The sequence below is a fragment of the Hymenobacter sp. HDW8 genome, assembly GCF_011305775.1.
Lineage (GTDB): Bacteria > Bacteroidota > Bacteroidia > Cytophagales > Hymenobacteraceae > Hymenobacter > Hymenobacter radiodurans.
Genome location: NZ_CP049907.1, coordinates 2,064,926 through 2,090,455, shown reverse-complemented (window position 1 = coordinate 2,090,455; position 25,530 = coordinate 2,064,926). Strand labels below are relative to the sequence as shown.

28 protein-coding genes are annotated in these 25,530 nt (G+C 53.1%); 14 read left to right on the top strand and 14 right to left on the bottom strand.

The features are described from left to right. The first annotated feature begins 20 nt into the window (after positions 1-20). The 4 genes from G7064_RS08630 to G7064_RS08615 all read left to right on the top strand — a co-directional run bounded on the left by G7064_RS08630 (position 21) and on the right by G7064_RS08615 (position 5,377). Positions 21-2,015 carry a DUF3857 domain-containing protein gene (locus tag G7064_RS08630; protein WP_166073268.1) on the top strand — a complete coding sequence of 665 codons (1,995 nt, stop codon included), beginning with the start codon at positions 21-23 and terminating at the stop codon, positions 2,013-2,015. Between the two features lie 76 nt (positions 2,016-2,091). Further along, complete coding sequence (locus G7064_RS08625) at positions 2,092-2,613, top strand: PaaI family thioesterase (RefSeq protein WP_240935827.1); 522 nt, start codon at positions 2,092-2,094, stop codon at positions 2,611-2,613. 282 nt (positions 2,614-2,895) lie between these two features. Next, the gene (locus tag G7064_RS08620; RefSeq protein ID WP_166073267.1) at positions 2,896-3,348 is read left to right on the top strand and encodes a BLUF domain-containing protein; all 453 of its coding nucleotides are present in this window, start codon (positions 2,896-2,898) and stop codon (positions 3,346-3,348) included. Between the two features lie 172 nt (positions 3,349-3,520). Further along, the gene (locus tag G7064_RS08615; RefSeq protein WP_166073266.1) at positions 3,521-5,377 is read left to right on the top strand and encodes a PAS domain-containing sensor histidine kinase; all 1,857 of its coding nucleotides are present in this window, start codon (positions 3,521-3,523) and stop codon (positions 5,375-5,377) included. A gap of 68 nt (positions 5,378-5,445) precedes the next feature. Here the strand turns inward: G7064_RS08615 and G7064_RS08610 are convergent, their stop codons facing one another. The 3 genes from G7064_RS08610 to G7064_RS08600 all read right to left on the bottom strand — a co-directional run bounded on the left by G7064_RS08610 (position 5,446) and on the right by G7064_RS08600 (position 7,936). After that, positions 5,446-7,029, bottom strand: coding sequence for a DNA integrity scanning protein DisA nucleotide-binding domain protein (locus G7064_RS08610; RefSeq protein WP_166073265.1), 1,584 nt, complete (start codon positions 7,027-7,029; stop codon positions 5,446-5,448). A 110-nt stretch (positions 7,030-7,139) separates the two neighbouring features. Further along, on the bottom strand, positions 7,140-7,445 hold the full coding sequence (locus tag G7064_RS08605) for an energy transducer TonB (RefSeq protein ID WP_166073264.1): 306 nt from the start codon (positions 7,443-7,445) through the stop codon (positions 7,140-7,142). Further along, positions 7,439-7,936: an energy transducer TonB gene (locus G7064_RS08600; RefSeq protein ID WP_166073263.1), complete on the bottom strand. Its 498-nt coding sequence runs from the start codon at positions 7,934-7,936 to the stop codon at positions 7,439-7,441. Before G7064_RS08600 ends, G7064_RS08605 begins: the two co-directional genes overlap by 7 nt. A 237-nt stretch (positions 7,937-8,173) precedes the next feature. On the opposite strand from G7064_RS08600, the gene G7064_RS22300 reads away from it, so the two are divergent. The 5 genes from G7064_RS22300 to G7064_RS08580 all read left to right on the top strand — a co-directional run bounded on the left by G7064_RS22300 (position 8,174) and on the right by G7064_RS08580 (position 13,225). Next, complete coding sequence (locus G7064_RS22300) at positions 8,174-8,374, top strand: hypothetical protein (RefSeq protein WP_240935826.1); 201 nt, start codon at positions 8,174-8,176, stop codon at positions 8,372-8,374. 8 nt (positions 8,375-8,382) lie between these two features. Next, positions 8,383-10,014 (top strand): MutS-related protein, encoded by a 1,632-nt coding sequence (locus tag G7064_RS08595; protein WP_240935825.1) that lies wholly within the window; start codon positions 8,383-8,385, stop codon positions 10,012-10,014. Positions 10,015-10,139: 125 nt separating this feature from the next. Further along, on the top strand, positions 10,140-11,111 hold the full coding sequence (locus tag G7064_RS08590) for a bestrophin family protein (RefSeq protein WP_166073262.1): 972 nt from the start codon (positions 10,140-10,142) through the stop codon (positions 11,109-11,111). A 92-nt stretch (positions 11,112-11,203) separates the two neighbouring features. Further along, positions 11,204-12,109, top strand: coding sequence for a LysR substrate-binding domain-containing protein (locus G7064_RS08585; RefSeq protein ID WP_166073261.1), 906 nt, complete (start codon positions 11,204-11,206; stop codon positions 12,107-12,109). An 87-nt stretch (positions 12,110-12,196) separates the two neighbouring features. Next, positions 12,197-13,225 carry a YeiH family protein gene (locus tag G7064_RS08580; RefSeq protein WP_166073260.1) on the top strand — a complete coding sequence of 343 codons (1,029 nt, stop codon included), beginning with the start codon at positions 12,197-12,199 and terminating at the stop codon, positions 13,223-13,225. Between the two features lie 75 nt (positions 13,226-13,300). Here the strand turns inward: G7064_RS08580 and G7064_RS08575 are convergent, their stop codons facing one another. Next, on the bottom strand, positions 13,301-13,489 hold the full coding sequence (locus G7064_RS08575; RefSeq protein WP_166073259.1) for a type II toxin-antitoxin system RelE/ParE family toxin: 189 nt from the start codon (positions 13,487-13,489) through the stop codon (positions 13,301-13,303). Positions 13,490-13,631: 142 nt separating this feature from the next. Here G7064_RS08575 and G7064_RS08570 point away from each other — a divergent pair, with 142 nt between their 5' ends. The 5 genes from G7064_RS08570 to G7064_RS08550 all read left to right on the top strand — a co-directional run bounded on the left by G7064_RS08570 (position 13,632) and on the right by G7064_RS08550 (position 17,251). Continuing rightward, on the top strand, positions 13,632-13,880 hold the full coding sequence (locus G7064_RS08570) for a hypothetical protein (protein WP_133271704.1): 249 nt from the start codon (positions 13,632-13,634) through the stop codon (positions 13,878-13,880). 11 nt (positions 13,881-13,891) lie between these two features. Next, positions 13,892-14,620, top strand: a complete 729-nt coding sequence (locus tag G7064_RS08565; RefSeq protein ID WP_166073258.1) for a hypothetical protein — start codon at positions 13,892-13,894, stop codon at positions 14,618-14,620. 56 nt (positions 14,621-14,676) lie between these two features. After that, positions 14,677-15,174: an SHOCT domain-containing protein gene (locus G7064_RS08560; protein ID WP_166073257.1), complete on the top strand. Its 498-nt coding sequence runs from the start codon at positions 14,677-14,679 to the stop codon at positions 15,172-15,174. Then, positions 15,168-16,118 carry a hypothetical protein gene (locus G7064_RS08555; protein WP_166073256.1) on the top strand — a complete coding sequence of 317 codons (951 nt, stop codon included), beginning with the start codon at positions 15,168-15,170 and terminating at the stop codon, positions 16,116-16,118. Before G7064_RS08560 ends, G7064_RS08555 begins: the two co-directional genes overlap by 7 nt. 68 nt (positions 16,119-16,186) lie before the next feature. After that, positions 16,187-17,251 (top strand): DUF3089 domain-containing protein, encoded by a 1,065-nt coding sequence (locus G7064_RS08550; protein ID WP_166073255.1) that lies wholly within the window; start codon positions 16,187-16,189, stop codon positions 17,249-17,251. Here the strand turns inward: G7064_RS08550 and G7064_RS08545 are convergent. The 10 genes from G7064_RS08545 to recA form a co-directional block, all read right to left on the bottom strand. After that, positions 17,242-17,553, bottom strand: coding sequence for a hypothetical protein (locus G7064_RS08545; protein ID WP_166073254.1), 312 nt, complete (start codon positions 17,551-17,553; stop codon positions 17,242-17,244). The two genes, G7064_RS08550 and G7064_RS08545, sit on opposite strands and share 10 nt — an antisense overlap. A gap of 73 nt (positions 17,554-17,626) precedes the next feature. Further along, positions 17,627-18,463, bottom strand: a complete 837-nt coding sequence (gene tsf, locus G7064_RS08540) for a translation elongation factor Ts (protein WP_133271709.1) — start codon at positions 18,461-18,463, stop codon at positions 17,627-17,629. A 163-nt stretch (positions 18,464-18,626) separates the two neighbouring features. After that, on the bottom strand, positions 18,627-19,394 hold the full coding sequence (gene rpsB / locus G7064_RS08535) for a 30S ribosomal protein S2 (RefSeq protein ID WP_133271710.1): 768 nt from the start codon (positions 19,392-19,394) through the stop codon (positions 18,627-18,629). Positions 19,395-19,412: 18 nt separating this feature from the next. After that, on the bottom strand, positions 19,413-19,799 hold the full coding sequence (gene rpsI / locus G7064_RS08530; protein ID WP_084446168.1) for a 30S ribosomal protein S9: 387 nt from the start codon (positions 19,797-19,799) through the stop codon (positions 19,413-19,415). 39 nt (positions 19,800-19,838) lie between these two features. Next, on the bottom strand, positions 19,839-20,291 hold the full coding sequence (rplM, locus tag G7064_RS08525; protein WP_166073253.1) for a 50S ribosomal protein L13: 453 nt from the start codon (positions 20,289-20,291) through the stop codon (positions 19,839-19,841). A 224-nt stretch (positions 20,292-20,515) separates the two neighbouring features. Next, on the bottom strand, positions 20,516-21,229 hold the full coding sequence (locus G7064_RS08520) for an RluA family pseudouridine synthase (protein WP_166073252.1): 714 nt from the start codon (positions 21,227-21,229) through the stop codon (positions 20,516-20,518). A 64-nt stretch (positions 21,230-21,293) separates the two neighbouring features. After that, positions 21,294-22,367 (bottom strand): sensor histidine kinase, encoded by a 1,074-nt coding sequence (locus tag G7064_RS08515; protein WP_166073251.1) that lies wholly within the window; start codon positions 22,365-22,367, stop codon positions 21,294-21,296. A 121-nt stretch (positions 22,368-22,488) separates the two neighbouring features. Beyond that, a complete protein-coding gene (locus G7064_RS08510) occupies positions 22,489-23,190 on the bottom strand; it encodes a response regulator transcription factor (protein ID WP_166073250.1) in 702 nt (233 codons plus the stop codon). A 104-nt stretch (positions 23,191-23,294) separates the two neighbouring features. Continuing rightward, entirely contained in the window at positions 23,295-24,131 is an 837-nt protein-coding gene (locus tag G7064_RS08505) for a DUF3108 domain-containing protein (RefSeq protein WP_166073249.1), read from the bottom strand. A 245-nt stretch (positions 24,132-24,376) separates the two neighbouring features. Further along, positions 24,377-25,456, bottom strand: a complete 1,080-nt coding sequence (gene recA / locus G7064_RS08500) for a recombinase RecA (RefSeq protein ID WP_133271716.1) — start codon at positions 25,454-25,456, stop codon at positions 24,377-24,379. Positions 25,457-25,530: the final 74 nt, after the last annotated feature.

The following is a 25,530-nucleotide window of genomic DNA, read 5'->3' as shown; positions in this document are numbered from 1 at the left end:
CTACTTATCAATTGCTACTAGTGAAAAAACGTATCAGCTCCGCTTGGCTGCTGGCCCTTGTATTCGTGCTGACTACTTCAGCCCTGCATGCGCAAAAATTGCCCCCCAACTTAACCTACGCCAATTATAGTTGGGATGCCAAGCGTAAGCGTCTGCCAGTGACGGAGGCCGAGGCTAAGTTGCCCGCCGTAGTGATGCGCGATTTTAGCGCCAATGAGTTTACCTATGACGCAAGCGCTAAAAGCCTGCGTTTATTCTCCTTGGATCATCGCATAGTGCGCGTCAATACCTCCGACGGGATTGAACGCTTCAATAAAATTTATGTGCCCGTTCAGGATGGTGGTCAGATTCTGTTACTAAAGGCCCGCACTATAAGCCCGCGCGGCGAAGTAGTAGAAGTGAGTGAGGCCAACATGAAAGAGCTAAAGGACGAAGATGGCGGCCGTGGTTATAAAATCTTTGCCGTAGAGGGCGTCGAAAAAGGCAGTGAGATTGAATATGTATACAGCTACGAGCACGCCGCCAATTTCTTTGGACGTGCCTATCTGCAAAGCGAAGTGGCCGCCCATAATGTGACGTTCGAGTTGATTACGCCCGAGCAGTTCACGTTTGATATGCGCATGTACCACGGCGCTACCTCCGATGTAATAGCCGATACAGTACAGAAGGGGAAGCGAGTAATGCGCATAGCACTCGATAATGTGCCTGCCGCTCGTGAAGAAGGCTTTGCCAATATGCAGGCCGAGCGAATGCGTGTGGAATACAAACTGGCCTATAATTCTGCCCGCGGACGTGCACGCCTCTTTACTTGGGCAGATGCTAGTCAGCACTTGTACTCGCTGATTTATGGCTTCACCAAGGATGAGCAAAAAGCACTGGATAAGTTGCTCAAACAAATGAATTTGCCGGCCCAAGCATCATCCGCGGAGAAGGCTGCTTCGGCTGAACAGTATATAAAAACTAATTTTCAACTCAACGAAGCCACTGACAAGGATCTAGTGCGGGTGGTAGCTACGCGTGCGGCCTCGCAAATGGGATTTGCCCGTTTGTTTGCGGCTATACTGAGCAAGCTGGGCGTTGAGCACGAATTGGTGGTTACTTCTAATCGGAGCGAGGTCCCGTTCGATGAATCCTTCGATACTTGGAATTACTTGGAGCACTACGCATTCTACTTGCCTGCTACCAAGCAATGGTTAGCTCCAGCCCGAGCCGACTATCGGATGCCACTAATTCCGGCCGAATGGACCGCTACTCGGGGCTTGTTTGTGCGCACTGTAAAACTAGGAAGTACAGAGTCGGCCGTGGGCACCGTACGAGAAATTGCCACCCTTACTGCTGATCAAAGCCCTGATGACTTAGCAATTGACGTTCGGTTTGCGGCGGCCATGGATAAGGCTACTGTCGATATCAAGCAAACGATGGGAGGATACCAAGCACAGCAAATTCAGCCGTTTTACTCGCAGATCCCCGACGATAAGCGCACGGAGGCAATGCAGACGTTGGTAAAAGGAAATGTGCCTGATGCTACTTTCCAACGCCTAGTCGTTACGAATGGAGAGGCCGGGCTGAATCCTTTGATTAAGCCATTTATAGTAGATGCCACTGTAGAGACGGCATCGCTACTTGACCGGGCCGGATCGAAGTATTTATTCAAAGTCGGTACCTTGCTAGGACCTCAATCTGAGCTCTATCAGAATGAAACGCGTCAATATGACGTAGAAAATGCCTACAATCGCCGCTATCAGCGCACCATCACCTTCGAGTTGCCCGCTGGCTACCAGGTGCGCAACTTGCAAGACTTGAATATCGTTGCTAAGGCTGGTACCGGCTCTACGCCTACTTACTTATTTGAGTCGAGCTACGAGCAAAAGGGACAGGCAATTACAGTAACAATTAACGAGCACTACCGTGAAGTACGCTGGCCTAAAAAGGACTTTGAAGCATTTCGCAACGTCGTAAATGCTGCTGCTAACTTTAATAAAGTAGTATTAGTTCTGGAAAAGAAGGCTTCATAAGGAAGAGTATTTAGCCTCCTGAAGCGTCTGCCTAATAAATGAGTCGTCTTACTTTCTGCTTTAGTAATCGTTACGTATGACGCCCATTTCTCCTGATACTGCCTTTACTTCGCTCGATACGCCCCAAGCCGCTGCTTTCCGGCGCACCATTCAGAATTCGTTGAAGCTGCACCTGTTTATGTTACGCAGCTTACCCATGGCTTACTTGGCAGGGCTGCGCGTGCGCGACGTGACGCCGGAGCAGGCTACCGTGACAGTTCCCTATAAATATTTGACCAAGAATCCCTTTCGCAGCATCTACTTTGCCTGCTTGAGCATGGCCGCCGAAATGGCTAGTGGCGTACTGGCGCTCATGCATATCAGCAGCGGCTCACCCGTGTCGATGCTCGTAACGGGGCTGGAGGCGGAGTTCACCAAAAAAGCCGTGGGCCTCATTCGCTTTACCAGCACCGATGGGGGGCAAATTGGTAAGGCCATTGCCGAAAGTCGTGTTACGGGCGAGGGCCGCACCGTGGTATGCACCAGCATCGGAACCGATGAGGCTGGCGATGTGGTAGCTGTTTTCCGGATTACGTGGTCGTTTAGAGCGAAGCGTTAAAGTAAATTGAGTTGTAAGCTATCAGCTTGAATGCCGTCTGCAGAATTGTCAAGGAGCTTTTTGCTGAAAAAACTGCGTATTTTTGACTTGGAATCCTCGGATTCAGCTTGCAAGAACGCTTGTTACGAATGTCAGTATAGTACAGAGGCCCAGCGCAAATCCTAATTTGCAGCAACTAGGATATGAAGGCTTCGTATCTTGTAAGCTCGTCCGTAGGGCTGCTTGCCACTTAGCAGATTCTAAGGCTTTTCGACTGGTGCGTGGTGGCCCATGTTTTTTTGTATGAACCATATTGCTTACATGAGCCGGGCTGTTCGGCCTCTATCTGATCAGGACTTGCAGGAATTGCTGGCGCAATGCCGCCGCGACAATGAGCGCAATAATGTCACTGGCATCCTGTTTTATAGCCACGGCAACATCGCCCAACTGATTGAGGGCGATTCAGAGGTTACTAGGCCCCTTTTCGAAAAGATTGCTCTCGATGGGCGCCATTCCAACGTTGTAAAGCTAACGGATAAGCCCATCACTGCGCGTAGCTTTCCCGATTGGTCAATGGCATTTCATCCGATTAATCCTGAAGGCTTTGGTGCACTCACTGGCTTTTTTCTGCCCCATAAGATGCCCGCTACCCCCGATACGCTCAGTATTGCTGATGCACTTCTGGTTGACCTAGTGCGCCAAGCTGTATTTGGTGCCAATACTACCGCCGCTGAATCGGCTGGCGTAGGCAGTTAGCACTGGTGCTTTGTGCTTACGTTAGGGCTGGCGGGTATTCATCGCGAGGCTCAAGATAGGAAGGCGCGTAGTAAAAAATGAGGTTCTTTAGCTGCAGATAGGTTGCGGTTTCTTTGGTTCGCGGCCGTGTTAGCGCCGCATTTTAGTTTGTTGCTGCTTTTGAATTATCTACATGCGTGACCAGGAGCTTCAGCGTATTCTGCGGCATATGCCGGCTGGTATTGCTACCCTTTTGGGCTCGGAACTGCGGTATGGCTTTGTAAATGAAGCGATGCAAGCCTTATTAGGCGGAAATACTCCTGAAGGTCAGCCTCTGGCCGATGGAATATTACCCGCCGACTTGCGTGAAGTGATGCAACAGGTATATGACTCGGGGAGCCCTTTTGTTGCCAAAGCCTACGGATTGCCTCTTCCCACAGATAACGGCGAGCCACCCATTCCGCGCTACTTTGATATTGCTCTCGAACCACTGCAGGATGATGAAGATCAGGTACACGGGCTGTTACTATTTGCGGTTGATGTAACAGGGCAGGAGGAGGCGCGCCAACGTGCCCACGAACTGGCTTTGGAAACGCGCCGACTCGATACGCGCTTACGGGTACTAACCGAAACAGCCCCCCAGATTACGTTTACCGTTGATGTAGCTGGCAAGTATGAGTATGTAAGCCCCCAATGGTATTACTTTACTGGGCAGCCTCCTACCGCCGACCTAGATGCTATATGGCCATTGCTCGTTCATCCTGAGGATCGATTGCGGGTAATATATCAGTCGGAAGCTGCTCGAAAGGCGGGTATAGGATGGAGTTATGAGTACCGGTTGCGGCGCCATGATGGACAATACCGCTGGATGCTCAGCCGGGCAGTGCCCGAACTGCACGCACCGGATCAGGCTGCTCACTGGCATGGTGCGGTTACGGAGGTGCATGATCAGCGCGAGCTAGCCGATGCCCTACGCCGGGGTGAGGCCGAGTTACGGTTTTTGGCCGATAGTATTCCCCAGTTGATCTGGACGGCCACCGCAGAGGGATTTATCGATTATTACAATCAGCATACGGCCGAATATACTGGCTCTTCGGCTGAGGAACTGGGCCCCACGGGCTGGGTTTCTCTGATTCATCCTTCTGAGCAGGCCAGTGCTGCCCGCCGTTGGGTACACTGCGTGGCGACGGGTGAAAGCTACGATGGCCTTTTTCAGATGCGGCGCCACGATGGCCAATATCGCTGGCACATCATCCGGGCCCGGCAACTGAGCGACGTGCGGGGGCCGCGCTGGTTTGGAGCGTGTACAGATGTGGACGATCAGCATCGTCTGCGGGAAGTATTGCAGCATCAATATGACGAGCTGGCGCGCACCAACCGCGACCTGGATACTTTCGTTTATACCGCCTCCCACGACCTGAAACAGCCTCTGTTTAACCTTAGGGGGCTTTTTGATGAGCTGCGCCGGACAGCTACTTTCGATGATGACGAGCATGAGGTGCTGTTGCGCATGGTCGATGGGGCTTTAGGGCAGCTTGATACTACCCTACACGATCTGGCCGCCACGGTACAGGAACAGCGGCAACTAACGGCTCCCACGGAGGCAATCGACCTGCGGAGTGTGGCTGAGGAAGTGCTGTTGGGACTGCGCGTACTCGTGCAGGATACGGAAGCAACCGTAACTCTCAATTTTGAGGCGGCTCCTACCTTGGTATACGGTCGCGCTAACTTGCGCAGCGTACTACACAATCTGCTCAGCAATGCCCTCAAATATGCCTGCCCCGAGCGCCCGCCGTGCATAAGCATAACGAGTGGTATGACCGACACTAGTCAACCCTGGCTGAAAGTGCAGGACAATGGCCTGGGTATGGAAGTAAACAAAGAGGCCGACCCAATATTTCAGCTCTTCGACCGCCAGCATCCACATATTAGTGGCACGGGCGTAGGCCTATACCTGGTGCAGCGCATTGTTACGAGCCGTGGGGGGCATTTAGACGTAGCCAGTGCTGTGGGGGAAGGCACAACCTTTACGATATATTGGTTTAGCTAAGCTCAACGCCAGTACATTTTCCATGACTGTATAAAGCTGGAAACCAAGTGCGATTTGCCCCCCAGCGTCTAATCTTCTTCCGCTAGGCTCTCCTTCGTAATCACATCCACCATTCCGTCTTCGCTTACGACGATAGCCATGCACGGATAGGGGCTGCTCTCAACGTAGCGAATGGCAGAGTTGTAGCGGGCGCCGCGCGTGCTGGTGCCCCGGCCCGAAGCCTTACCATCGAGAATGACCCCAATCGAATAGCAGTACGACTCGGGGTCAACGAGCACGGCGCCATCAATAGACGTAACCAAGCGGGTAATAAGCGGCGTGAGCGGTACGGGCTCGATAAGCGTGCATTGGAGCTTAAGCCGGTCGGCTTCGGCCAGCGCCTCCGTCGTAACAACTACCAGGGTACCGTGCTTCTGCTTGCTGGCTTCTAGTACTACGTCCCAAAGCCGTTCTACTTTTTCCGGGGCGGTTAGCTCGAAAGTCCGGCGCAGGTCTTTGCGGAAGCGGCTGCGGTTGAGGCGTGCGCGCGGCAAACTTGGGTTGCCATAGGTAGTACGCATCAGCACTTTGCCGTCGTGCTGAAACTCCCAGGCATAATGCGTCACAAAGTTGATAACGAACAAATCTTCTCGGCTAGGGTCATAATGACCGATGGGCCGGCCCAGAGCATACACGTTTTCGCCGTCGGCCAGCAGGCTCACATCGCCAGTTGTCATTTCTAGCAACTTGCGCACGGCTCGGTAGTCGGTGAGCGGGGTAGGGCAGGTGAGAGCGAAAACTTCCTCCAGATTAGGATGCCGCCGCTTAGCCAGGTACATCTTGCCTACGCCTTCAGCACCTTCGTAGCGCAGCGATGAGATGGTGTTATAGGTAGCAAATAGCTTGGCAGTAGCGGGACTGATGCCTAGAGCTTGCGCGGGAGTATCCATTAGCAGCTTGCCGGCAGCGCGTAGTAGCTCGTCGGTTTCGCGGTGGCGCAGCAGCATACCGGAGCCGGGTTCGGGCTCCGTCAACGATTTTACGCATTCTTCATGAAAGCGCAGCACAGCCGCCAGCCCCAGCGACGAGGCCAGCAGGCGACCGTCGGTATAATAGCGGTTGGGGGTGAGAGCGGGGTGAGTACGCAGCACTTTTCGGTTCAGGCGTAGCACCGTCAGCACGTAGAACCCACCAATCTGAATGGGGATTCCCGCGAACGATTGCCGCTTTTTGTCTTCCGAATCTATCCTGTCGAGCACTTCCTGCACAGCCAGCCGCAAGCCAATAGCGTGCTGCTTACGCTTAATCATTTCTTCGGTCATCACCTGCTCGCGGTCAAAATGAGCCCCCCAGGGCTCCCGAAGCTGAAACTCCTCACCTCGTGCCAATACCTGCCCAAAATGGGCGAAGTCAAGCCCGCAGTCAGCGGGCTCCAGACACACGGCGGACAGCACATCTTCGTCTTGTTGGTTAGGCCCCGCGACCGGAATGCCGAGGATGAGCACGTCCGGGGCCAAATCATCATCAAGCGTATCAAAAATGCCGTTGGCAATGGCTTGAGCAGCCTGCTGAAAACGTGATTGATACGCCCATATTACTTGCGCGCTCGGCGTGGCTATGTGCATAGTGGGCGCTACGGGAGGAGCCGAAACGAGGGGGAGCGGAGAAAGCATAGTGTAGACAGTAAGAAAGCGGAGCGGAATAAATAAATATAAGTAGCTGATTTATAGTTACCTGTATAATATATGGCTGGCCAAGTTTAATTGGCGGTGCATCGTAGCTTCTACAGTTGAAACACAACCGGCAACACCATCTTTTGCTTCATCGGCTGCCCTTTGTAGCGGGCAGGCGTCCACTTAGGAGCTGCTTTGATTAAGCGCAAGGCTTCTTCATCGAGGCCAGAGCCGAGGCGTTTGATGACTTTCGGCTCAACGAGCGAACCGTCTTTTTCCACAATAAACTCCATCATCACCCGGCCTTCTACCTTGCGCTGACGAGCCAGGGCTGGGTATTTCTGGTTTTCCTGAATCCACGCGAAAAAGGCCTCGGTGCCGCCTACAGGGCGGGCCGGCTCATCCGGTTTTACCATCGTTGGGCCCGATGAAGCACTGGCTCCAGCTGGAGCCGTGGCCGCCGTAGCGCCAGACTCATCCGCCGGAATAGCAAACGATACGGGTACCGTGACGCGCTGCCGAACTTTTGCCCCCGATGCTGTGCTGGGGTCCATTTTGGGCCACCTTTAATGAGCCGAATAGCTTCCTGATCCAGCTCTGGGTCGAGGGGCTGCGTGACGGCCACGCTAGAAATAACGCCTGATTTCTCTACCACAAACGTAACCGGCGCAGTGCCCTGCACGCCACGCTGCAAGGCGCCCGTTGGGTAGCGCTGATTATCGGCCAGATACTGCGCATATGCTTCTACGCCGCCTACTGGCACGGCTGGCTGGCCTACACTATCGTAAATCTCATCGGCGTCGGGCTTGGGAGCTTTCAGCTTTTGTTGAGCTTGAGCACTGGAAAAACCAGCGGCACTTACCAACAGGAACAGGCTCAGGCGGCGAACGGAACGCAGTAGCGGCATAATAACAGGGAGATAGAGTGTACAACATGGCCGTGCCACAACAACCACACCAGCGGCCTACTGGGTTCAGATGACACCTGATGTGGCGTAAGCCGCCGGCTTCTATGGCTTGCCACCTGACAAATAGTAATAGCTGTATCTGGTAGGAGACATTGCTTGGGGTATCGATAGAGTAGACGGATAAACCCGGAAAATGCTTTAGGCTTTGGTACTTTTAGGCTCAACTGTCGCTTGCCCGTGCCCCAACCTGTCGCCTTCCGCCCGCTTTCCGTCGCGCCCGCCGACGTATTCACTGACAATTTAGCTGCCCATGCCAAGCAGGAGCAGTACTATGGTCGGCGTCATCAAGCCGTGGCTTGGATTCGGGTAGTAGTGTTTGCGGCAGGTGCGCTGGGGGCTATTATTTATTCAGTAATGGCAGCAACCTCGCTGGACTGACTTATGTAGTGGCTCTGTACGTGGTGTTTGTGCTGGTCATGCGCTGGCACAGCCGCCTTGGGTATCACTACAATCACTATCGGCTGCTGGGCCTTATTAATCAAGAGGAGTTGGCTCGCTTGGGGGGCAAATTGACGCAGTTTGACGCTGGTGCACGCTACTTGGATGCCAGCCACGCCTACGCCGCCGACCTCGATGTATTCGGTCCGCATTCCTTGTTCCAACTGCTAAGCCGGACTACCTCTCGCCTAGGCCAAGACCGACTAGCTGATTGGCTACGGCAAGCGGCTTCGCCAGCCGTTGTGCGCGCCCGTCAGGCTGCCGTGGCCGAGCTAACCCCAGATAGTAGCTGGCAGCAGGAGTGGCAGGCTCGGGCCCGACACTTCCCGCGCCAATCCGACGATCCGCGCCGCTTTGCTGCCTGGCTACAGCAGCCCGATTTCTTTGCCGACAAAGCATGGCTGAAAGCTGCCCTGTTCATCTTGCCGCCGCTGGCCCTTACTAGCGCAGGGCTGTGGCTGTCGGGCTATTCATTTGGCGTCGTTGTGCCGTTTTTGCTGTTGCTGGGGGGTATTAATCACTACTTCCGCGTGGCCCGCGACGACTACTTCGAACACAGCGACAGCATGTATGACGTGCTGCGTGCTTACCGCGACCAGCTGACGCTACTCGAAACCCAAACCTTTACTTCGCCTCCATTGGTGGCGTTGCAAGCCGAAGTAAACGCGCCGGGCGCTGTGCCAGCTTCACAGCTAATCGGTCAACTGGCCAGCATTGTAGCTTATTTCTCCATGCGGCAGAGCACGCTGGCCGCTTTCTTCGCCAATAATCTGCTGTTCTGGGATTTCTTCTGGATGTGGCGCCTCGAAGGCTGGAAGCGGCGACTGGGGGGCAAATTGACCAGTATGCTCGATGTCGTGGCCGAGGTAGAAGGGCTGGTAAGTCTGGCGGCGTATCAGTTTGCCAACCCCTCATACACGGTGCCCGAGCTAAGTAGCGAAGCGCTAGAGTTTACAGCTCAAGGGTTGGGGCATCCGCTTATTTTCAGCACCGAGCGCATCACCAACGATTTCAGCACGGTAGGCGCAGGATGTACGGGTGTAGTGACGGGCTCCAATATGTCGGGCAAAACCACTTTTTTGCGGACCGTGGGCGTGAATATGGTGCTGGCGCTGGCCGGCGGTGCCGTTTGTGCCCGCCACTTGCGTGTGAGCCCGGCCCAAGTGTACACCGCGATGCGCACTCAAGATAACTTGGCCGAAAGCACCTCCTCGTTTTACGCGGAATTGAAGCGCCTGCGCTTGCTCCTGGAATTGACTGCCTCCGGCACGCCTGTATTCTACCTGCTCGACGAAATTCTAAAAGGCACTAACTCCCGCGACCGACACCGTGGGGCGCGTGCTCTTATTCACCAGCTCCACCAGCGCCCCGCCAGCGGCCTGATTAGCACCCACGATCTGGAACTGGGCGCTCTGGCCGATGAACTGCCCGGCGCTGTTACCAATTACAGCTTCAACAGCACTATCGAAGGCGATGAAATCCAGTTTGATTACCGCCTTACACCGGGCCTATGTCGGAGCTTCAACGCCAGTAAGCTGATGCAGCTGATGGGTATCGCTATCGACATTTCGGCCGATTAATGCAGACAAATGCTGGCTTCAACAGTTACGGACAGCCTGATTGTTGAGCTTTTGCGTAAAGAGCATATCGGCTTCTGCATATCGGCCGGCTCTCCCTATTTGTAAGCTTTTCATCTCATTGAAGCGTGTACGTTCGTAATAATATTCGCTGGCGCGTCGTCTGGAAGTACTCCCGGCGTAGCGTATGCATCTTTTTGCTTTACGCCTTTTTGGTGTGTGTCGTGTATGGTCCGCTAAATTTCAAGTCAATTGCTATTCCGTGGCAGCCCGTGGCCACGCTGGGTATTGCGGTTTCCTTTTATATCGGCTTTAAGAATAACGGCTCTTACGACCGTTTCTGGGAAGGACGGCAACTGTGGGGTGGTATCGTTAACTATAGCCGCCTGTGGGCTGTGCAGGCGTTGGAGTTTATTACCTCCCGTGTCGATGCCCCCGACGTAAATGCTCCCGAAGCCACCGCCGAAGAACTCACTGGGCGGCACCAGCGGCTCGTGCACCGCCAAATAGCCTGGTGTAACTCCGTACGCCTACAATTGCGCCGCCAGGTAGCCGACTATTGGGATACCGATGTGGCTCCTTTCCTGAGCCAGAAGGAAAGTGACGACATCCGAAATTTGCAAAACCCAGCGGCTCATATTATCCGTCTTCAGGCCGCTGAGCTACGCATTTTACGGGAGGATCGGGGCTTGCTCAATGACTTTCAGCACATGCGCCTCATGCAGACGCTGGAGGAACTCTATAACCTGCAAGGGGGCTGCGAGCGAATCAAGAATACGCCCTTTCCGCGCCAATATGCCTACTACAGCTTCGTATTTGTGTGGCTGTTTTCCACCTTGTTACCCTTGGGTCTGATCAGCGAGTTTGCCCAAATGGGTCCTGATCATATCTGGCTTACCATTCCATTCTCAGTGCTTATATCGTGGGTGTTCAACACGATTGAAGTGGTAGGGCATACCAGCGAAAACCCGTTCGAAAACCAGATGAACGACGTGCCCATGACCAGCATCTGCCGCACCATTGAAATTGACCTACGCGAAATGCTAGGCGAAACGAATGTGCCGAAAAAGCTGGAGCCCATCGACGATATTCTCTATTAATGATCCTCGGTTCACCGCCTGTTGGAGTATTAGCTGGTGAGGCGATAGTTGCTTAGTTAAGTCAAATTCTGGCGCTAATCGTAGCTTGCAGCATGCCTGATTTTCGTCTGCGTGTTTTTCAAGTGGTGGCGCGCCATCTGAGCTTTACTAAGGCCGCGCAGGAGCTGTTCATTACTCAGCCCGCCGTCACTAAGCATATTCGGGAACTGGAAACGAGCTACGGTCAGCGCCTCTTTGAGCGGCGCGGCAACCGGGTAAGCCTGACCACTGCTGGGACGTTGTTGCTCACCCACGCCGATGAGGTGGAGCTATTGCATGAGCGCCTGCAAAACCAGCTCCACGCCTTACACGATGAGGCGGCCGGCCGCTTACGCTTGGGTGCCAGCACCACGCTGGCCCAGTATGTGTTGCCGCCTATTTTGCCCGGTTTTCAGGCCCAGTACCCGCTTGTGGAGCTGACCTTACTCAACGGCAACTCTGAGCAGATTGCCGAAGCGTTACTCAGGGGGCAAATTGATCTGGGCTTTGTGGAAGGCCAGGTCAAAAACCGCGACCTCCATTACGAGCTTCTCCTTGATGATGAGCTGGTAGCCGTTCGTTGCGCTCATCCTGAAAAAAAGCCCCCCGAGAGTATGACTTTGGCGGATGCACTGCGGCATCCGCTCGTTTTGCGTGAGCGTGGCTCCGGTACGCTCGAAGTGCTAGAATATGCCTTACGTGCACACAAAATCAAGCTGTCAGATCTCAACGTTGCGCTCTATCTGGATAATACGGAAGGCATTAAGTCTTACTTAGAGGCGGCGCCTCATTGCCTAGGATTTGTATCGCGTCGCGCCTTACTGAAGGAAGTAGCGGCTGGGTGGCTAGAAATCGTGCCTGTGCAGGAACTGCACCTTTCTCGACGCTTCGAGGTCGTGTGGATTCAGGGCCAACCTTTATCTGCTCAGGCCCAGCGTTTCTTGACGTACACACAGCGACTTAGGAAGCCTGCCCGATAACCACAGGTTATTGCTGATAATCAATTTTGATTATCCAATGCGGCTGAAAAGCGTTATTCTGGAATAGAGCTTGTAGCGCTTTCTTCCATGAAAATTGCCCGTCCTTTCGCTTCCAATTCAGCCCGCCTGGTTTCAGTACACCATCATGCAGCTTCGTTTCTAAACCATTCATTTACGGTATTCGGCTACCCACTAACACCCCAACAGGTCCTTTTCTGGATCGGACTTATCTTCTGCCTGACACCTTGGGCTTCGCCACCGGTAGCTTTGGGCTTGGGCTTGTTGGTGGCCTTAGTGATGGGCAATCCATTTGCTACTCAAACACATAAATACACGAGTAAGCTATTACAGTATTCGGTAATAGGTTTGGGTTTTGGCATCAATGCCAGCGCTGCTGCACAGGCTGGTCGTCAAGGGTTTATATTTACTATTGCTACTATTTTCGGTACCCTGGTACTAGGGTACGGCTTGGGTCGCTGGCTGGGTATCGAGCGCAAAACGGCTCACCTTATTTCCTGCGGAACCGCTATTTGCGGCGGCAGTGCCATCGCCGCCGTAGGGCCCGTATTACAGGCTGAAAAGTCGCAGTTTTCGGTGGCGCTGGGTACTGTGTTTGTGCTCAATTCGGTGGCGTTGCTGGCGTTCCCAGCGCTGGGCCACGCCTTGCAGATGACGCAAAACCAATTCGGATTGTGGTGCGCTATTGCTATTCATGATACCAGCTCGGTGGTAGGAGCTGCCAGTCATTACGGCGACCAAGCCCTGCAAGTGGCTACTACTGTGAAGCTTTCTCGCGCCCTTTGGATAATACCAGTGGCGCTTGGTACGGCCTTTTTATTCAAAACACCAGGCACCAAGGTCAAGCTGCCTTACTTCATTCTGGGCTTTATTGGAGCGATGCTGCTCACCACCTATGTGCCGGCCTTGCGCGGCGCGGGTGCAGTAGCGGCGCAGATAGCGAAAATAGGCCTGACGCTGACCTTGTTTCTGATTGGAGCTGGCCTCTCGATGGAGATGATACGCAAAGTGGGCGTGCGGCCTTTTGGCTTAGGCATCATACTGTGGGTCCTGATTTCGGCGACCTCGCTGTGGGTAATTCTGCACACCGTCGCTTAGATTCATTCTGCGATTACTACAAAAAAGCCCCCCGGCATTGCGCTGGGGGGCTTTTTTGTTGAGTTGTGTAAAGAGTTATTCTTTTGTGGGCTTCTTGCGGCCTGAACCGCTTTTCTTGCCGCCCCCATCTTGCTTATTGACGGTGGCCCACGCCCGACGCTCCGCCTCGGCTTCCGATAGGCCTTGCTTTTCGTAGGTTTCTTCGATGTGTTCGGCCTTACGCTTCTGCTTGTCGGTGTAAGCCGATTTATCTCCTTGTGGCATGATAAAAAAGGTTAGCGGGGAAAAGAAGGGGCGGCACAGTCGTATACGCGACTTGCTGACAACGTGGTTTCATGGCAACACAAGCCGTTGTTGAACGTGAGCTGCCTATCTTCGCCTATTCATCAGAAAAAGCCCCCCAGCCATGCGCCACGTAGCCGATATCCCGCACCCGGATGCCAAAATCACGCTTTTCTCTTGGAACGGTAAGTACCTGATCAAGCTGGAAAAAGGCCCTTTGGAGCAAACGTATAAGGTAAGCGAAATGGACCTGACCGGTGGCGATGCCGAAGTACGCACTCTGCTCGACGACGAGTTTCTGCAAGCCGCCGTGCAGCGCTTCGAGCACATGCGCCAAGACCTGCACGCCACCTTTGAGCGCCACGATATTTAAGCCCGCATGACATGAAAAAAATATACACCCTATTGCTCCTGGGGGGCTTTTTGGCGCTGCTAGCTCAGCCCACCGCGGCGCAGCTGTATGATGTGCGCGATGGCACTGTCAGTTTTGAGCGCAAAGAGCGCGAAGCCCTGAAAGTGCAGGTTGATGGCACTGCGCAGTGGCTGCGCGACTACTGGCAGGCTTGGCTGAAAGACACTTACAACATCCGTCTGAAAGGTGACGGCACCTTTGGTGTGGGCAAAAAGGACCTGTTAGTAGCTAAGCAGACGCCCGTATCCAGCGTGTCGGGCAAACTAATCGACCTGTACGCCAGCGTTGTTGCCCCAGCCGATACTGTAGCCGAACTGGCTGTATGGGCCACGCTGGGGGGCAATTCTTTTATGTCGGCTACCCAAACGCCTTCGGAGTATGCGGCGATGCGTACGATGGTTCAAAGTTTTGCCGCCGCCGCCCGCATCAAAGCTTACAGAGACCAAATTGCGGAGGCAGAGAAGCAAGTGAAGGATGTGGAAAAGGAGCGGGAGAAGCTGGAAAAAAACATTCAGAACCTGCAAGCCAACACCACCAGTAATCTGGCCCGCATCGAAACCCTGCAAAAGCAGAACGTAGAAAATACGCTCAAAGCCCGTCAGGATTCGGTCAAATTGATAACCAACGCCCAACAACTGGAACTGCGCAAACTCCGCTTAGAACGGCGACGTGATCGTCTGACCACTCTTGAACGTAAGTAGGTAGCAAATGCGTTTTGCCGTTGCTTTTGCTTCGGTTTATTTGCCGCCTTTGCCCTATGGAAAACGAGCCTTCTGCCCTTGCTACCTTACGCCAGCTGAAAGAATGGCTGGATGCGGGCGCCATCACGCCCGCCGAATTCGAGGTACTCAAACGCAAGCTGCTCTTCAGTGATAGTGAGTCTGCTGCCTCCGCGCCGCCGTCTGCATCGTCGGCTACGCCGCTGGCGCCGTCGGCCCCCGTTTCTGCACCTCCCACCGCGGTGCCTACATCCACGCCTTTGCCGCCACCTCCTCCTTCCTGGGACTTTAAGCATGATCCAAACGTTACCGTTCAGCCAGTAGATAATCCGGTACCACCGCCCGCGTCTACAACGCCCGTCCACCCAGATTTCACACCGCGCCCAGCAGCCTCCACTCCGCCGGTGCCGCTGCCACCCATAGCGCCGCCTGTGGTACCGGTGCCGCCCGTAGTGCCTCCGCGTGAGCAAAGCCAAGCTCCCCCAAAAAGCCAGCTCCGCCAATTGATACTTTTACGCGCCCCGTTGAGATGGTGAAAGTGGGTACCTCATCGTATCGCGATGCAGATTCACTTACGCCTACGGAGTCACAGCTTTCGGATAGCCGTCGTTCCCGTCCGGCTATCCCACCGCCTTCTGGTCGAAGCCCTCTGGCCACTGCCCTTATTGTGGGGGGAATTTTGGCTTTGCTCGCCCTGATTGCCTACTTAGTGATGGATGATCGGAAGTCCGAACGCCTCACCAGCCTCTCGCGCTCCGGTGCCGATACCACTAGTGTTGCGCCGGAAGTTGGCCCCCAAGTGGAGCAGCTTGAGCTTCCGCCCGTAACTGATACCGATTCGGATTCCGATACCGCACGCGTAACCCCAGCCTTACCTGCCACGCCTCCCGTAGCTGCCGCCGATTCTGCTCGAAGCGCACCAACGCCGACCACACCATCGCCAGTGATAACGGCTCCCTCTCCTTCGTCGTCCGAAACGCCCCCTGCTGCCACGTCGTCTCCATCAACTGCCCCAGAGGATAGCCAAGCTGCACCATCAGAGCAGACGCCAGTCAATCCTCCAGCGCCCAGCGCAAAAGTGGGGGAGGTAGAAGCCAAAGTTCGTAGCGCGCTGAGCTCGTACTATGATGACCTGAAAGCACCACCCTTCAATGCTGCCCAGCATTTCGCCCCTGTCGTTGAGCGGTTTTATACCTTACAGAATACCACACCGGCCGCCATAAGCGCTGAGCTAGATAGATCACACTTTCCGGAGTTTTTGGAAGGGGAAACCCAGGGCGTACCCGGCAGCCTTACCATCAGTGAGCCAGTGCGCGATGGCTCACGGGTGGTCACATATGTTGAGAAAAGCCGGGCCTTTCGCAAATCCCGCCAACAGCACCAGAATACGACGGCCCAGGTGCGCATCCGCTTCAACCGTGACTTCAAAATAACTTATCTGCGCCAAGAGCGGCTGCTGGAAAACACGTTTTCGGAGTAAATTTGTGCTTGTTAACTAAGCACTTGTGGCCTGCACCCTTGTGCAGGCCTTTTTTTGCCTTATAAGTAATGTCGCTTTCCTCTTTTCCTCACCGCTTCCCCTCACTGGGCTGGCTATTGTTGCTGCTCGTCCTTTCCTCTTGCCTGGGCGTTATCAAACCAGTTCGGAATTTCACGGCTTATAAGCCAGCCGCTGCACCCAACTATGCAGAGGAAACCAGTTGGGCCGCGCTTCCCACTCGCCGCGACTCCGCCGATGCCGTACCCAAAAACGCCGGCCTGCATGACCAACAGGCTACTGCATCCGCCGATGTGTTTTTTATTCATCTCACGACGCTCATCCGCCCGCAAGGCTGGAACGGCTCTACCACCGATTATGCGCTAAATGTTTTCACCGATCAGTTCAGTATTCGGCGCCAAGCATCGGTGTTCAATGCGGCGGGCCGGATATATGCCCCCCGCTACCGTCAGGCTGCTCTGTATAGCTTCTTCGATAGTGATAGCAGTGCCAATGCCAGCGCAGCGCTGAACTTGGCATACCAAGACGTAAAAACAGCTTTTCAGTATTATCTAGATCATTACAATCAAGACCGCCCAATTATTCTGGCTGGGCATAGCCAGGGGGCTTTTCATGCCCAGCGCCTCCTTCACGATTTCTTCGACCAAGATCCAAAGCGGCGTGGCCAATTAGTAGCTGCGTATCTGGTAGGCTTTAAAGTGCAGCCTGATGCCTATCAGAACCTGCGTCCCTGCGAAGATTCTACTCAGACCAACTGCTTTATAAGCTGGAATACCGGCGAGTGGGGCTACAGCTACGAGCCCTATCGTGATGCTCTGGCCATTAATCCTCTCACCTGGACTCGTGACACCGCCGCCGCGCCCGCATCCCTGAATAGAGGTAGCGTCCCACAGTCTTTTAACCGCATTGATAAAGCTGCTGCTGATGCCAAAGTGCACGACGGCGTACTTTGGGTGCATCCGCCTACTACCTCAGGCTACCCGCGTTTTTTTGTTCCCGGCCGCCCCGAGTTGCGCCATTCTTTCCACATCGCCGACTACGGACTATACTATATGAATGTGCGGGAGAATGCTGTAGCGAGGGTAAAAGCGTGGCTCCTTAAAGATCAACTTTGATTGAGTTCAAGTAGGCGGTCTTCAAATATCTGTTTGAAATGGCTGGCCGCAATCGCAGGGTTTTTCTGGTTAAAACAGTCAATACTATACCAAAATTGCTGCTCATCAAAATCCTCGAAATCGTTTGATGCTGTTAAAGCAAAGTTGTGCAACAGATAAGCTACTGCCCCTGCATAACTAATATACTTAATACGCATTTCCTCAGTCAATGAGTCTGCGGTACCATCAACTGGGATGGTACGAAGATCTAGGATAAAAGCGTAAAGCAAGTACCGATAAGCCTTCTTCTTATTGTCTTCCATGGATAGAATATAGGTAATAAAAAAGCCCCCAGCAATTCGCTGGGGGCTTTTTTATTGTCGAAATTAAGAACGCTTAACCACCAATAACTACGCGCTTGAAGTCAGTTACTGTCATGCCCTTCTGCTTCTTGTCGAGCAGCTGAGCGATGGTCAGCGAGTTATCTTTCACAAACTCTTGATTCAGCAGGGTGTTATCCTTGTAGAACTTGTTCAGCTTTCCTTGCGCAATCTTCTCCAGCATAGCTTCGGGCTTTCCTTCAGCGCGCGCCTGCTCTTTGCCAATTTCGATTTCGCGCTCAACGGTAGCAGAGTCAACGCCCTCTTTGTCTACTGCTACAGGCTTCATCGCTACGATTTGCATCGCTACGTCGCGGCCTACCTCAGTAACATCGGCACCGGCTACATTCTTCAGGCCTACAAGTACGCCTTTCTTGTTGTCGGAGTGAATGTAAGAAGCTACTTTCTCAGCAGTTAGCGTAGCGTATGTTACGTCCAGCTTCTCACCGATTTTACCCATCAAATCAGTGATGTGGTCTTGCAGAGTCAGGCCGTCAGCTTCTTTGGTTGCCAACAGGTCTTCCTTCGTGCCAGCGTTAGTACGCACGGCAGCGTCTAGAATCTGCTGAGTCAACTCACGGAAGTTAGCCACTTTCGCTACTGATTCAGTTTCGCAGGCCAAAGCAACCAGTTTACCGCTAGTGCCATCCTCGCTAACCTGTACTAATACCAGGCCTTCGGAAGTAGCATTATCGGCACGCTTATCAGCGATTTTCTGGCCTTGCTTGCGCAGAATGTCACGAGCGGCTTCGAAATCGCCATTAGCCTCGGTCAAAGCCTTCTTGCAATCCATCATGCCCGCGCCAGTCATAGCGCGCAGCTTGTTCACGTCTTGGGCGGTAATTGCTGCCATTTCTTAAAAAGTTAGTAGCTAGCTAAACGCTAGAAATTAGAATGTTATGTAGGGGTGTTCATACAAGAAGCTAGGAGTTAAGAGGAAGAAACAGAATCCGAAAGCTGGTTCAACCCACCGGATTCTATCTTCTATCTCTTAACTCCTAGCTTCTTCTAAACGCTTATTCGTCGGCGGCTTGCTTTTCCTTGATGCCTTCTTCTTCGGACTGCTTCTTGTCAGCTTCTTCCTTATCGACTTTGCGCTCCGACAGACCTTCTTCGATGGCCTTGCTCATAGCACTTACGATCAGAGAGATAGACTTTGAGGCGTCGTCGTTAGCAGGAATTGGGAAGTCAACTAGCTCGGGATTAGAGTTAGTATCGCACATCGCGAATACCGGTATGCCTAGCTTTTTGGCTTCTTTTACAGCAATGTGCTCACGCTTTACGTCGATTACAAACAGAGCAGCGGGCAGACGGCTTAGGTCGGCTACGCCGCCTAGTACGCGCTCCAGCTTTTCACGCTCACGCGACATCATCAGACGCTCGCGCTTTGCCATTGCAGCATAAGCAGTGTTCTCTTTTACCATCTTGTCGATGGTGCTCATCTTCTTCAGCGACTTACGAACCGTAGCGAAGTTGGTGAGCATGCCACCCAACCACCGGTCGGTTACGAAGGGCATTTTAAGGCGCTTAGCCTCTTCCGTTACAATCTCCTGAGCCTGCTTTTTGGTAGCAACAAACATTACCTTCCGACCGCTCTTGGCGATGTTACGGATAGCGTTAGTAGCCTGATCCAGCGAAGCAAGAGTTTTGTTCAGGTCAATAATATGGATGCCGTTCTTCTCCATGAAGATGTACGGCGCCATTTTTGGATCCCACTTGCGCGTAAGGTGACCAAAGTGGGCACCCGCGTCGAGCAGGTCTTTATATGTGGTGGACTGAGCCATGATGAATTTCCTCTGGTTTTAGCGTTTCGAGAACTGGAACGAACGACGAGCTTTGCGCTTACCGAACTTCTTGCGCTCCACCATGCGGGGGTCGCGCGTCATGAAGCCTTCTTTCTTCAAAGCTGGCCGTGATTCAGCGTCCTCGCCTACCAGCGCTTTCGAGATGGCTAAGCGAATGGCTTCAGCTTGGGCCGAAATGCCGCCACCGCGCACATTCACTTTCACGTCGTACTGCCCGAGTTTCTCGAGCGTAGCGAAGGGCTGGTTCACGATGTTTTCCAGGAGTTCGTTGCCAAAATAGGCCTTCATTTCCCGGTCATTGATAGTGATATTCCCTTGCCCGGCCTGCATGTAAATGCGGGCCACCGAGGTTTTTCTTCTACCAGAGGTGTTGGAGATTTCCATTAAAGAAAAGTTAGAAAAAAATACGAAAGCCGTCGTGGCTTACAGTTTGTTCAAAGTGGCCTCCACAGGCTGCTGGGCAGCGTGGGGGTGCTCAGCGCCCTCATATACGAACAGGCTGCGGAATTGCTCGCGGCCCAAACGGTTGTGAGGCAACATGCCGCGTACGGCGTGCTCAATCACACGAGTCGATGACTTTTCCATCACCTCACGCATAGTTTTGCGCTTTTGCCCACCGGGATAACCCGAGTGCGAGATGTAGAGTTTTTCAGTCATTTTCTTGCCCGTCACGCGCAGTTTGTCAGCGTTGATGACGATAACCGAGTCGCCGCAATCGGAGTTGGGCGTGAACGAGGGCTTGTGCTTGCCGCGCAGGATGTTGGCAATCTGGCTGGCAACGCGACCCAGCGGGGCCACGCTGGCGTCAACGACAACCCAGCCCTTGTTGGCGTTGGCTTTGTTGACGGATTGCGTCTTGAAGCTCAGATGATCCATTGGGAAGAAGGTAAGCGGTTGGAAATGAGAATAGAACGGACTAGGGTCCGGGAAAAACGGACACAAAGTTACCGCCTTTCGATTGATATGCAAGGGTGCCTGTGATATTTGTGCCTGAGTAGCACGTACTTTCAAGAACTGTAATGACTTGTGGGGGGCATTTTTTGGTTTGCCCGAATCGCTAATTATACCAGCACATCGGGCACTCGGACCAAGTATTAGGTCTATTGAAGCTGACGCATATTCTCTACTAGCACCCGAAAATCCTTTGGGTATGGTGCTTCCACAGTCACTTCTTCACCATTAAGGCGAGCGAACGTGAGTTTGGCTGCATGCAAGGCGAATCGCTTGATGAAAGGCTGTTCCTCTTCGCCGGTCTTCATGTTAAACTTCTTCTTCAGCGAAGACAAAAAGAATTCTTCTCCTCCGTACAGCGTGTCGTTTACAATAGGCGCCTGCAGATACATCAGGTGCAAACGTATTTGGTGCATACGGCCAGTGATAGGCACGCACTGGACTAGCGTATGCTTAGCAAACGTTTCGAGCGTAGTGAAGTAGGTTTCGGCGGCCTTGCCTTTATAGGCTAGCCGAGCCTTGCCCTTCGTGGTCGTTTCGATGCTGCGGTCTACCAGTTTATTGTCAAAATGATGAACGCCCCATGCCACGGCGTGGTAATTCTTTTTTACCTCCCGGTTCTCAAACTGCATAGAGAGGTGACGGTAGGCCTCCGGGTTCTTGGCTAGGGCCAAAGCACCAGACGTTTCCTTGTCTAGGCGGTGACAGGCCTGCATATCGGAATGGTACTGGCGGGCCATGCGCAAAATGTTGGGCGCACCGCCTACGCGCTCATCGAGCGTAGCCAGGAAAGGCGGCTTGTTGATGACGATGTAATCGTCGTCTTCAAACAGGATAAGATCTTGAAAATCGGGTTGCTTCATAACGGGCCGCAAAGGTACGAAGCAAAATACGCTTTACAGCCTATGCGATAGATGACCTTATGGGCTACGCTTGGGGCGTTGTTGTAACCTTTGCCGGCTTGCGCGGCTTCGCAAGCTTAAACTCCAACGAGGTTCCTTGGCCGATCTCACTGCGCACTCGAATCATTGATTTGTGCGCCTCCACGATATGCTTGCTGATGGCAAGTCCTAGTCCCGAGCCGCCGGAATCGCGGGAGCGACTTTTATCGATGCGGTAGAACCGCTCAAAAATACGGTTTTGGTGCTGCTTTGGGATGCCCTCACCATCGTCGCGGACGGAGATACGGACGGCTTTGCTGGTTTCGGCCAGCATGACGGTTACATGACCAGCCTCGCGACCATATTTTATGGCATTATCAATCAGGTTGACGAGCACTTGCCGAATGCGGTTGCGGTCGGCTAGCACTAAAATGCCCCCCACCGATTCATTCGACAATATTAATTCGAGTGTAACCCTGCGCTGAGTGGCTTTGGACTCTAATTGCTCGAATATCTCGCGTACTAGATCGCCCAAGTCGAATGCTTGGCGTCGCATCCGAACGACTCCTTTTTCCAGCTGAGAGATGGTGACTAAATCTTGTACTAACTCATCGAGCGTATCAAGGCTGGTAGCGGCTTTCTTGAGAAACTTCTGGCGCAGAAACTCATCGTCCATATCGCCATCCAAAACGGTGTGGAGAAAGCCCTGAGCAGCGAAAATGGGGGTTTTTAATTCGTGCGATACGTCGGCCAGAAACTCGCGGCGAAGTGTTTGCAGGCGTTTTAGCTCGTCTATTTCCCGCTGTTTGCGCTCTGCCATTTGCAAAATCTCATCCCGCATGCGCTTCAGGGGCTCGGGCCGAAACAAGAATTTGTTCGACAGCTTCCGAAACTCCTTGCGCTTGACATTTTCTAGACCAGCGTAGATGTTATTGATTTCACGAAAGATTAACGCCTCAAAAGCCAAATAAACGAGTAGGAAGCAAGCCGCTACGGTGATACCCGCAGCCAGAAAAGCCTGCTGAAACGGGAGCGTAGGCACCGTCCAGGCGAACGTAACGAGCACCGCTGCCACGAGCAAGGCAATCAGAATGGCAATTGAACGGGATGAGAAATCCATGAGCTGAAGCGAGGTGTTGTGCGGGGCTAAGACTAGCTGCCGCAAGCCCAAATATAAAGCCGGCCCTGTAGCAGGGCCGGCTTTTTACCGGTGCAGATTAATCAAATTCTGACTCCGCAAATCATTCATCGATGTTAAACTTATAGCCCACACCCTTAATGGTTTGGATATGATGGTCGCCGACTTTTTCGCGCACTTTGCGCACATGCACATCTACCGTACGAGCCAGTACAAATACATCATTACCCCAAATATTCTGCAGCAACTCCTCACGGCCAAATACCTTGTGAGGCGAAGCAGCCAGGAAAGCCAATAGTTCGAATTCCTTTTTGGGTAATGATATTTTGCGCCCGTCCTGATACACAGCAAAGCCCGTCCGGTCGATACGCAAACCGTTGATTTCGATGGTGTCCAGCACCACTTGCGGGTCTTTGTCGCGGCGTACGAAGGCGGCCAAGCGGCCCATGAGAGCCCGAGGCTTGATAGGTTTGGCGATGAAGTCGTCGGCGCCAGCCTCGAAGGCGGCTACTTCCGAAAACTCCTCGGCACGGGCCGTTAGGAAGATGATGTACGTGTCCTTGAACTTAGGTAAGGTCCGCAATTGCCGGCAGGTAGCAATGCCATCGAGATGAGGCATCATCACATCGAGCAGCACGATGTCAGGCTCGAACTGGGGGGCAATTTCCAGGGCTTTGCGGCCATCGGGAGCGGTAGCTACGTCGTAGCCTTCCTTGCGCAGGTTGTACTCCAGCAGTTCTACAATATCTGGGTCATCATCAACTACCAGAATCTTGTAGGCATTGGGGGAGGCGGTTGGTTGCACAGGGCAGAGGGTTGAGTCAGGAGATACTATCGACTGCAAAATTACCAGTTGTCGAGGCTAACCTAATGTTACCTTATTATGAACTACTGCTGTAAGTAGGCTGCTTAAGGATTGGCACCCGCGCGAGCTACTACATTCAAACGATGCTTTAGGCCTTGATATTTATACATATCCACCTTCACGGCGCCTACAAACATCTCAGCCTGAATGAGTACCGGAATCTTATTGCGGTCATCGGAAAGGTACACAGAAACGCCATCCTCTCCGCGGAAAAGCTTGTTTGGGGGCATTTTGGGTACTAACCGAATAGCGCGAATGATGCCTGCCTTGGTTTCTACGGTTTCGCGGCCTTTGTACACCACATCCATGTTGTACACCTCGTTGCTGAAAAAACCCTGCACCCGAATCACTTCGCCCACCCGCCGCTTGTCGTAGTCGAGGGTACGTAGGAAGTAGAAACCGCTCACTAGGTCCTGCACATTCTCCGGTATTTTATATGTGCCACGCTTTACAGGGTCCTTTTCCTTCTTGCGCGATTCTACGCTGGCCAGGTTTTTAAAATGGTCAAAGTCAACGGTCTCCCGCTTGCGGTAGTTGTTCTCCTCAATGTTGCGGTAAAATCGATGGGGCAAGATGCTGGTTGTATCAATAAAAGTGCGCCACGTGTCGCGAACGCGTAGAAAAAAGTCGAAGGAGCCAAGCGTCTTGCCCGTTACGGTAGCCTGGTAGCAAGGCCGGTCGTTGATGCGATGCAATGCGCTGGAGACTTCAATGGTGGCCTCAGCCGCGTTTATTAGCCCATAATGCACTTTGTAATGCATTTTCTCGCCCTTGGTAAAGCTGGTGTTCTTAACTGTGCGCGACCCGTCTGCCGGCTGCCAGGCCAGCAGCGCCAGCAAAGGCAGCAAAAGCGTAAGGAGCAAAGACCAGCGGCGAGTCATGAAGGGCAAACCAAAAAGTGATTCAGCTGACACTAAGTCAAATGAAATGCCAGCAAATATATCCCTAACCATGCGAACGACCGGCAAGACAAGACTAAGCGAAACGTCAACGCTTAAAAACGAGTTGCACGACGGCACGGATTGCCGCTAGCACTCAACGGCTCAAGAACGCAGCTTATTGCTGAATAAAAAAGCCCCCAGAAATCATCTGGGGGGCTTTTTTAAATTACAAAAACTCAGAAAGATTAATCGTCGTCTTCGTCAATCGACTCATCGGTAGGAATGGCAGCCAGCGCAACAGCGGGCTCACCTTTCACCATTGCCCGAATCTTAGCTTCGATCTCATCAGCTAGCTCAGGGTTGTCGTGCAGAATGGTTTTTACACCCTCACGGCCCTGGCCCAAACGGTCGCCGTTGTAGCTGAACCAAGAGCCCGACTTCGCGATGATGTTCATATCAACACCCAAATCGAGAATCTCGCCGACTTTGGAAATACCCTCGCCGTAGATGATATCGAACTCAACTACTTTGAACGGTGGCGCTACTTTGTTTTTCACCACCTTCACTTTCGTGCGGTTACCAGTCACGTTGTCCTTGTCCTCCTTGATCTGGCCAATACGGCGAATATCAAGGCGTACAGAGGCGTAGAACTTCAGAGCGTTACCACCGGTAGTCGTTTCGGGCGAACCGAACATAACCCCGATTTTCTCGCGAAGCTGGTTAATGAAAATGCAGCAGCAACCGGTTTTGTTGATCGTACCGGTGAGCTTACGTAGAGCCTGGCTCATCAAGCGGGCGTGCAAGCCTACTTTTGAGTCGCCCATGTCGCCTTCCAGTTCGCCTTTCGGCACCAGCGCAGCTACGGAGTCAATAACAATGATATCGATGGCACCGCTGGAAATCAGCTGGTCAGCAATTTCAAGGGCTTGCTCACCGTTGTCGGGCTGCGAAATCAGAAGGTTTTCAGTGTCAATGCCTAGTTTCTCGGCGTAGCTACGATCGAAGGCGTGCTCGGCGTCGATGAAAGCAGCCATGCCGCCTTTCTTCTGAGCTTCAGCAATGCAGTGCAGCGTAAGCGTAGTTTTACCGCTCGACTCAGGACCGTAGATCTCTACGACCCGGCCCCGGGGCAGACCACCGATGCCGAGGGCAATGTCCAGCCCGAGCGAGCCGGTGCTGATAGCAGGAATATCAACGACTTTATTGTCGCTCAATTTCATGACAGTGCCTTTGCCGTAGTTCTTGTCGAGCTTGTCCAGCGTAAGCTGAAGAGCTTTCATTTTCTCGGCGTTGGCGTTGACAACTTTGTCAGTGGATGCAGCCATTAGAATGGGGTTGGGGTATAAATGCTTAGGTTTGGTGAAATTAGGCTTTTTAGGCCGTTTTTACAAGTGGAAAA

Excerpts from the sequence above, each read along its gene's own strand:
- G7064_RS08545 (WP_166073254.1), bottom strand. The coding sequence starts at position 17,553 with ATGGAAGACAATAAGAAGAAGGCTTATCGGTACTTGCTTTACGCTTTT.
- G7064_RS08520 (WP_166073252.1), bottom strand. The coding sequence starts at position 21,229 with ATGAAGCAACCCGATTTTCAAGATCTTATCCTGTTTGAAGACGACGAT.
- G7064_RS08605 (WP_166073264.1), bottom strand. The coding sequence starts at position 7,445 with ATGGTAAAACCGGATGAGCCGGCCCGCCCTGTAGGCGGCACCGAGGCC.
- G7064_RS08555 (WP_166073256.1), top strand. The coding sequence starts at position 15,168 with ATGGTGAAAGTGGGTACCTCATCGTATCGCGATGCAGATTCACTTACG.
- G7064_RS08560 (WP_166073257.1), top strand. The coding sequence starts at position 14,677 with ATGGAAAACGAGCCTTCTGCCCTTGCTACCTTACGCCAGCTGAAAGAA.
- recA (WP_133271716.1), bottom strand. The coding sequence starts at position 25,456 with ATGGCTGCATCCACTGACAAAGTTGTCAACGCCAACGCCGAGAAAATG.
- G7064_RS08620 (WP_166073267.1), top strand. The coding sequence starts at position 2,896 with ATGAACCATATTGCTTACATGAGCCGGGCTGTTCGGCCTCTATCTGAT.
- G7064_RS08565 (WP_166073258.1), top strand. The coding sequence starts at position 13,892 with ATGAAAAAAATATACACCCTATTGCTCCTGGGGGGCTTTTTGGCGCTG.
- G7064_RS08585 (WP_166073261.1), top strand. The coding sequence starts at position 11,204 with ATGCCTGATTTTCGTCTGCGTGTTTTTCAAGTGGTGGCGCGCCATCTG.
- rplM (WP_166073253.1), bottom strand. The coding sequence starts at position 20,291 with ATGGATCATCTGAGCTTCAAGACGCAATCCGTCAACAAAGCCAACGCC.
- G7064_RS08570 (WP_133271704.1), top strand. The coding sequence starts at position 13,632 with ATGCGCCACGTAGCCGATATCCCGCACCCGGATGCCAAAATCACGCTT.
- G7064_RS08610 (WP_166073265.1), bottom strand. The coding sequence starts at position 7,029 with ATGCTTTCTCCGCTCCCCCTCGTTTCGGCTCCTCCCGTAGCGCCCACT.
- G7064_RS08515 (WP_166073251.1), bottom strand. The coding sequence starts at position 22,367 with ATGGATTTCTCATCCCGTTCAATTGCCATTCTGATTGCCTTGCTCGTG.
- G7064_RS08575 (WP_166073259.1), bottom strand. The coding sequence starts at position 13,489 with ATGCCACAAGGAGATAAATCGGCTTACACCGACAAGCAGAAGCGTAAG.
- G7064_RS08550 (WP_166073255.1), top strand. The coding sequence starts at position 16,187 with ATGTCGCTTTCCTCTTTTCCTCACCGCTTCCCCTCACTGGGCTGGCTA.
- G7064_RS08615 (WP_166073266.1), top strand. The coding sequence starts at position 3,521 with ATGCGTGACCAGGAGCTTCAGCGTATTCTGCGGCATATGCCGGCTGGT.
- G7064_RS08580 (WP_166073260.1), top strand. The coding sequence starts at position 12,197 with ATGAAAATTGCCCGTCCTTTCGCTTCCAATTCAGCCCGCCTGGTTTCA.
- rpsB (WP_133271710.1), bottom strand. The coding sequence starts at position 19,394 with ATGGCTCAGTCCACCACATATAAAGACCTGCTCGACGCGGGTGCCCAC.
- rpsI (WP_084446168.1), bottom strand. The coding sequence starts at position 19,799 with ATGGAAATCTCCAACACCTCTGGTAGAAGAAAAACCTCGGTGGCCCGC.
- tsf (WP_133271709.1), bottom strand. The coding sequence starts at position 18,463 with ATGGCAGCAATTACCGCCCAAGACGTGAACAAGCTGCGCGCTATGACT.
- G7064_RS08625 (WP_240935827.1), top strand. The coding sequence starts at position 2,092 with ATGACGCCCATTTCTCCTGATACTGCCTTTACTTCGCTCGATACGCCC.
- G7064_RS08505 (WP_166073249.1), bottom strand. The coding sequence starts at position 24,131 with ATGACTCGCCGCTGGTCTTTGCTCCTTACGCTTTTGCTGCCTTTGCTG.
- G7064_RS08600 (WP_166073263.1), bottom strand. The coding sequence starts at position 7,936 with ATGCCGCTACTGCGTTCCGTTCGCCGCCTGAGCCTGTTCCTGTTGGTA.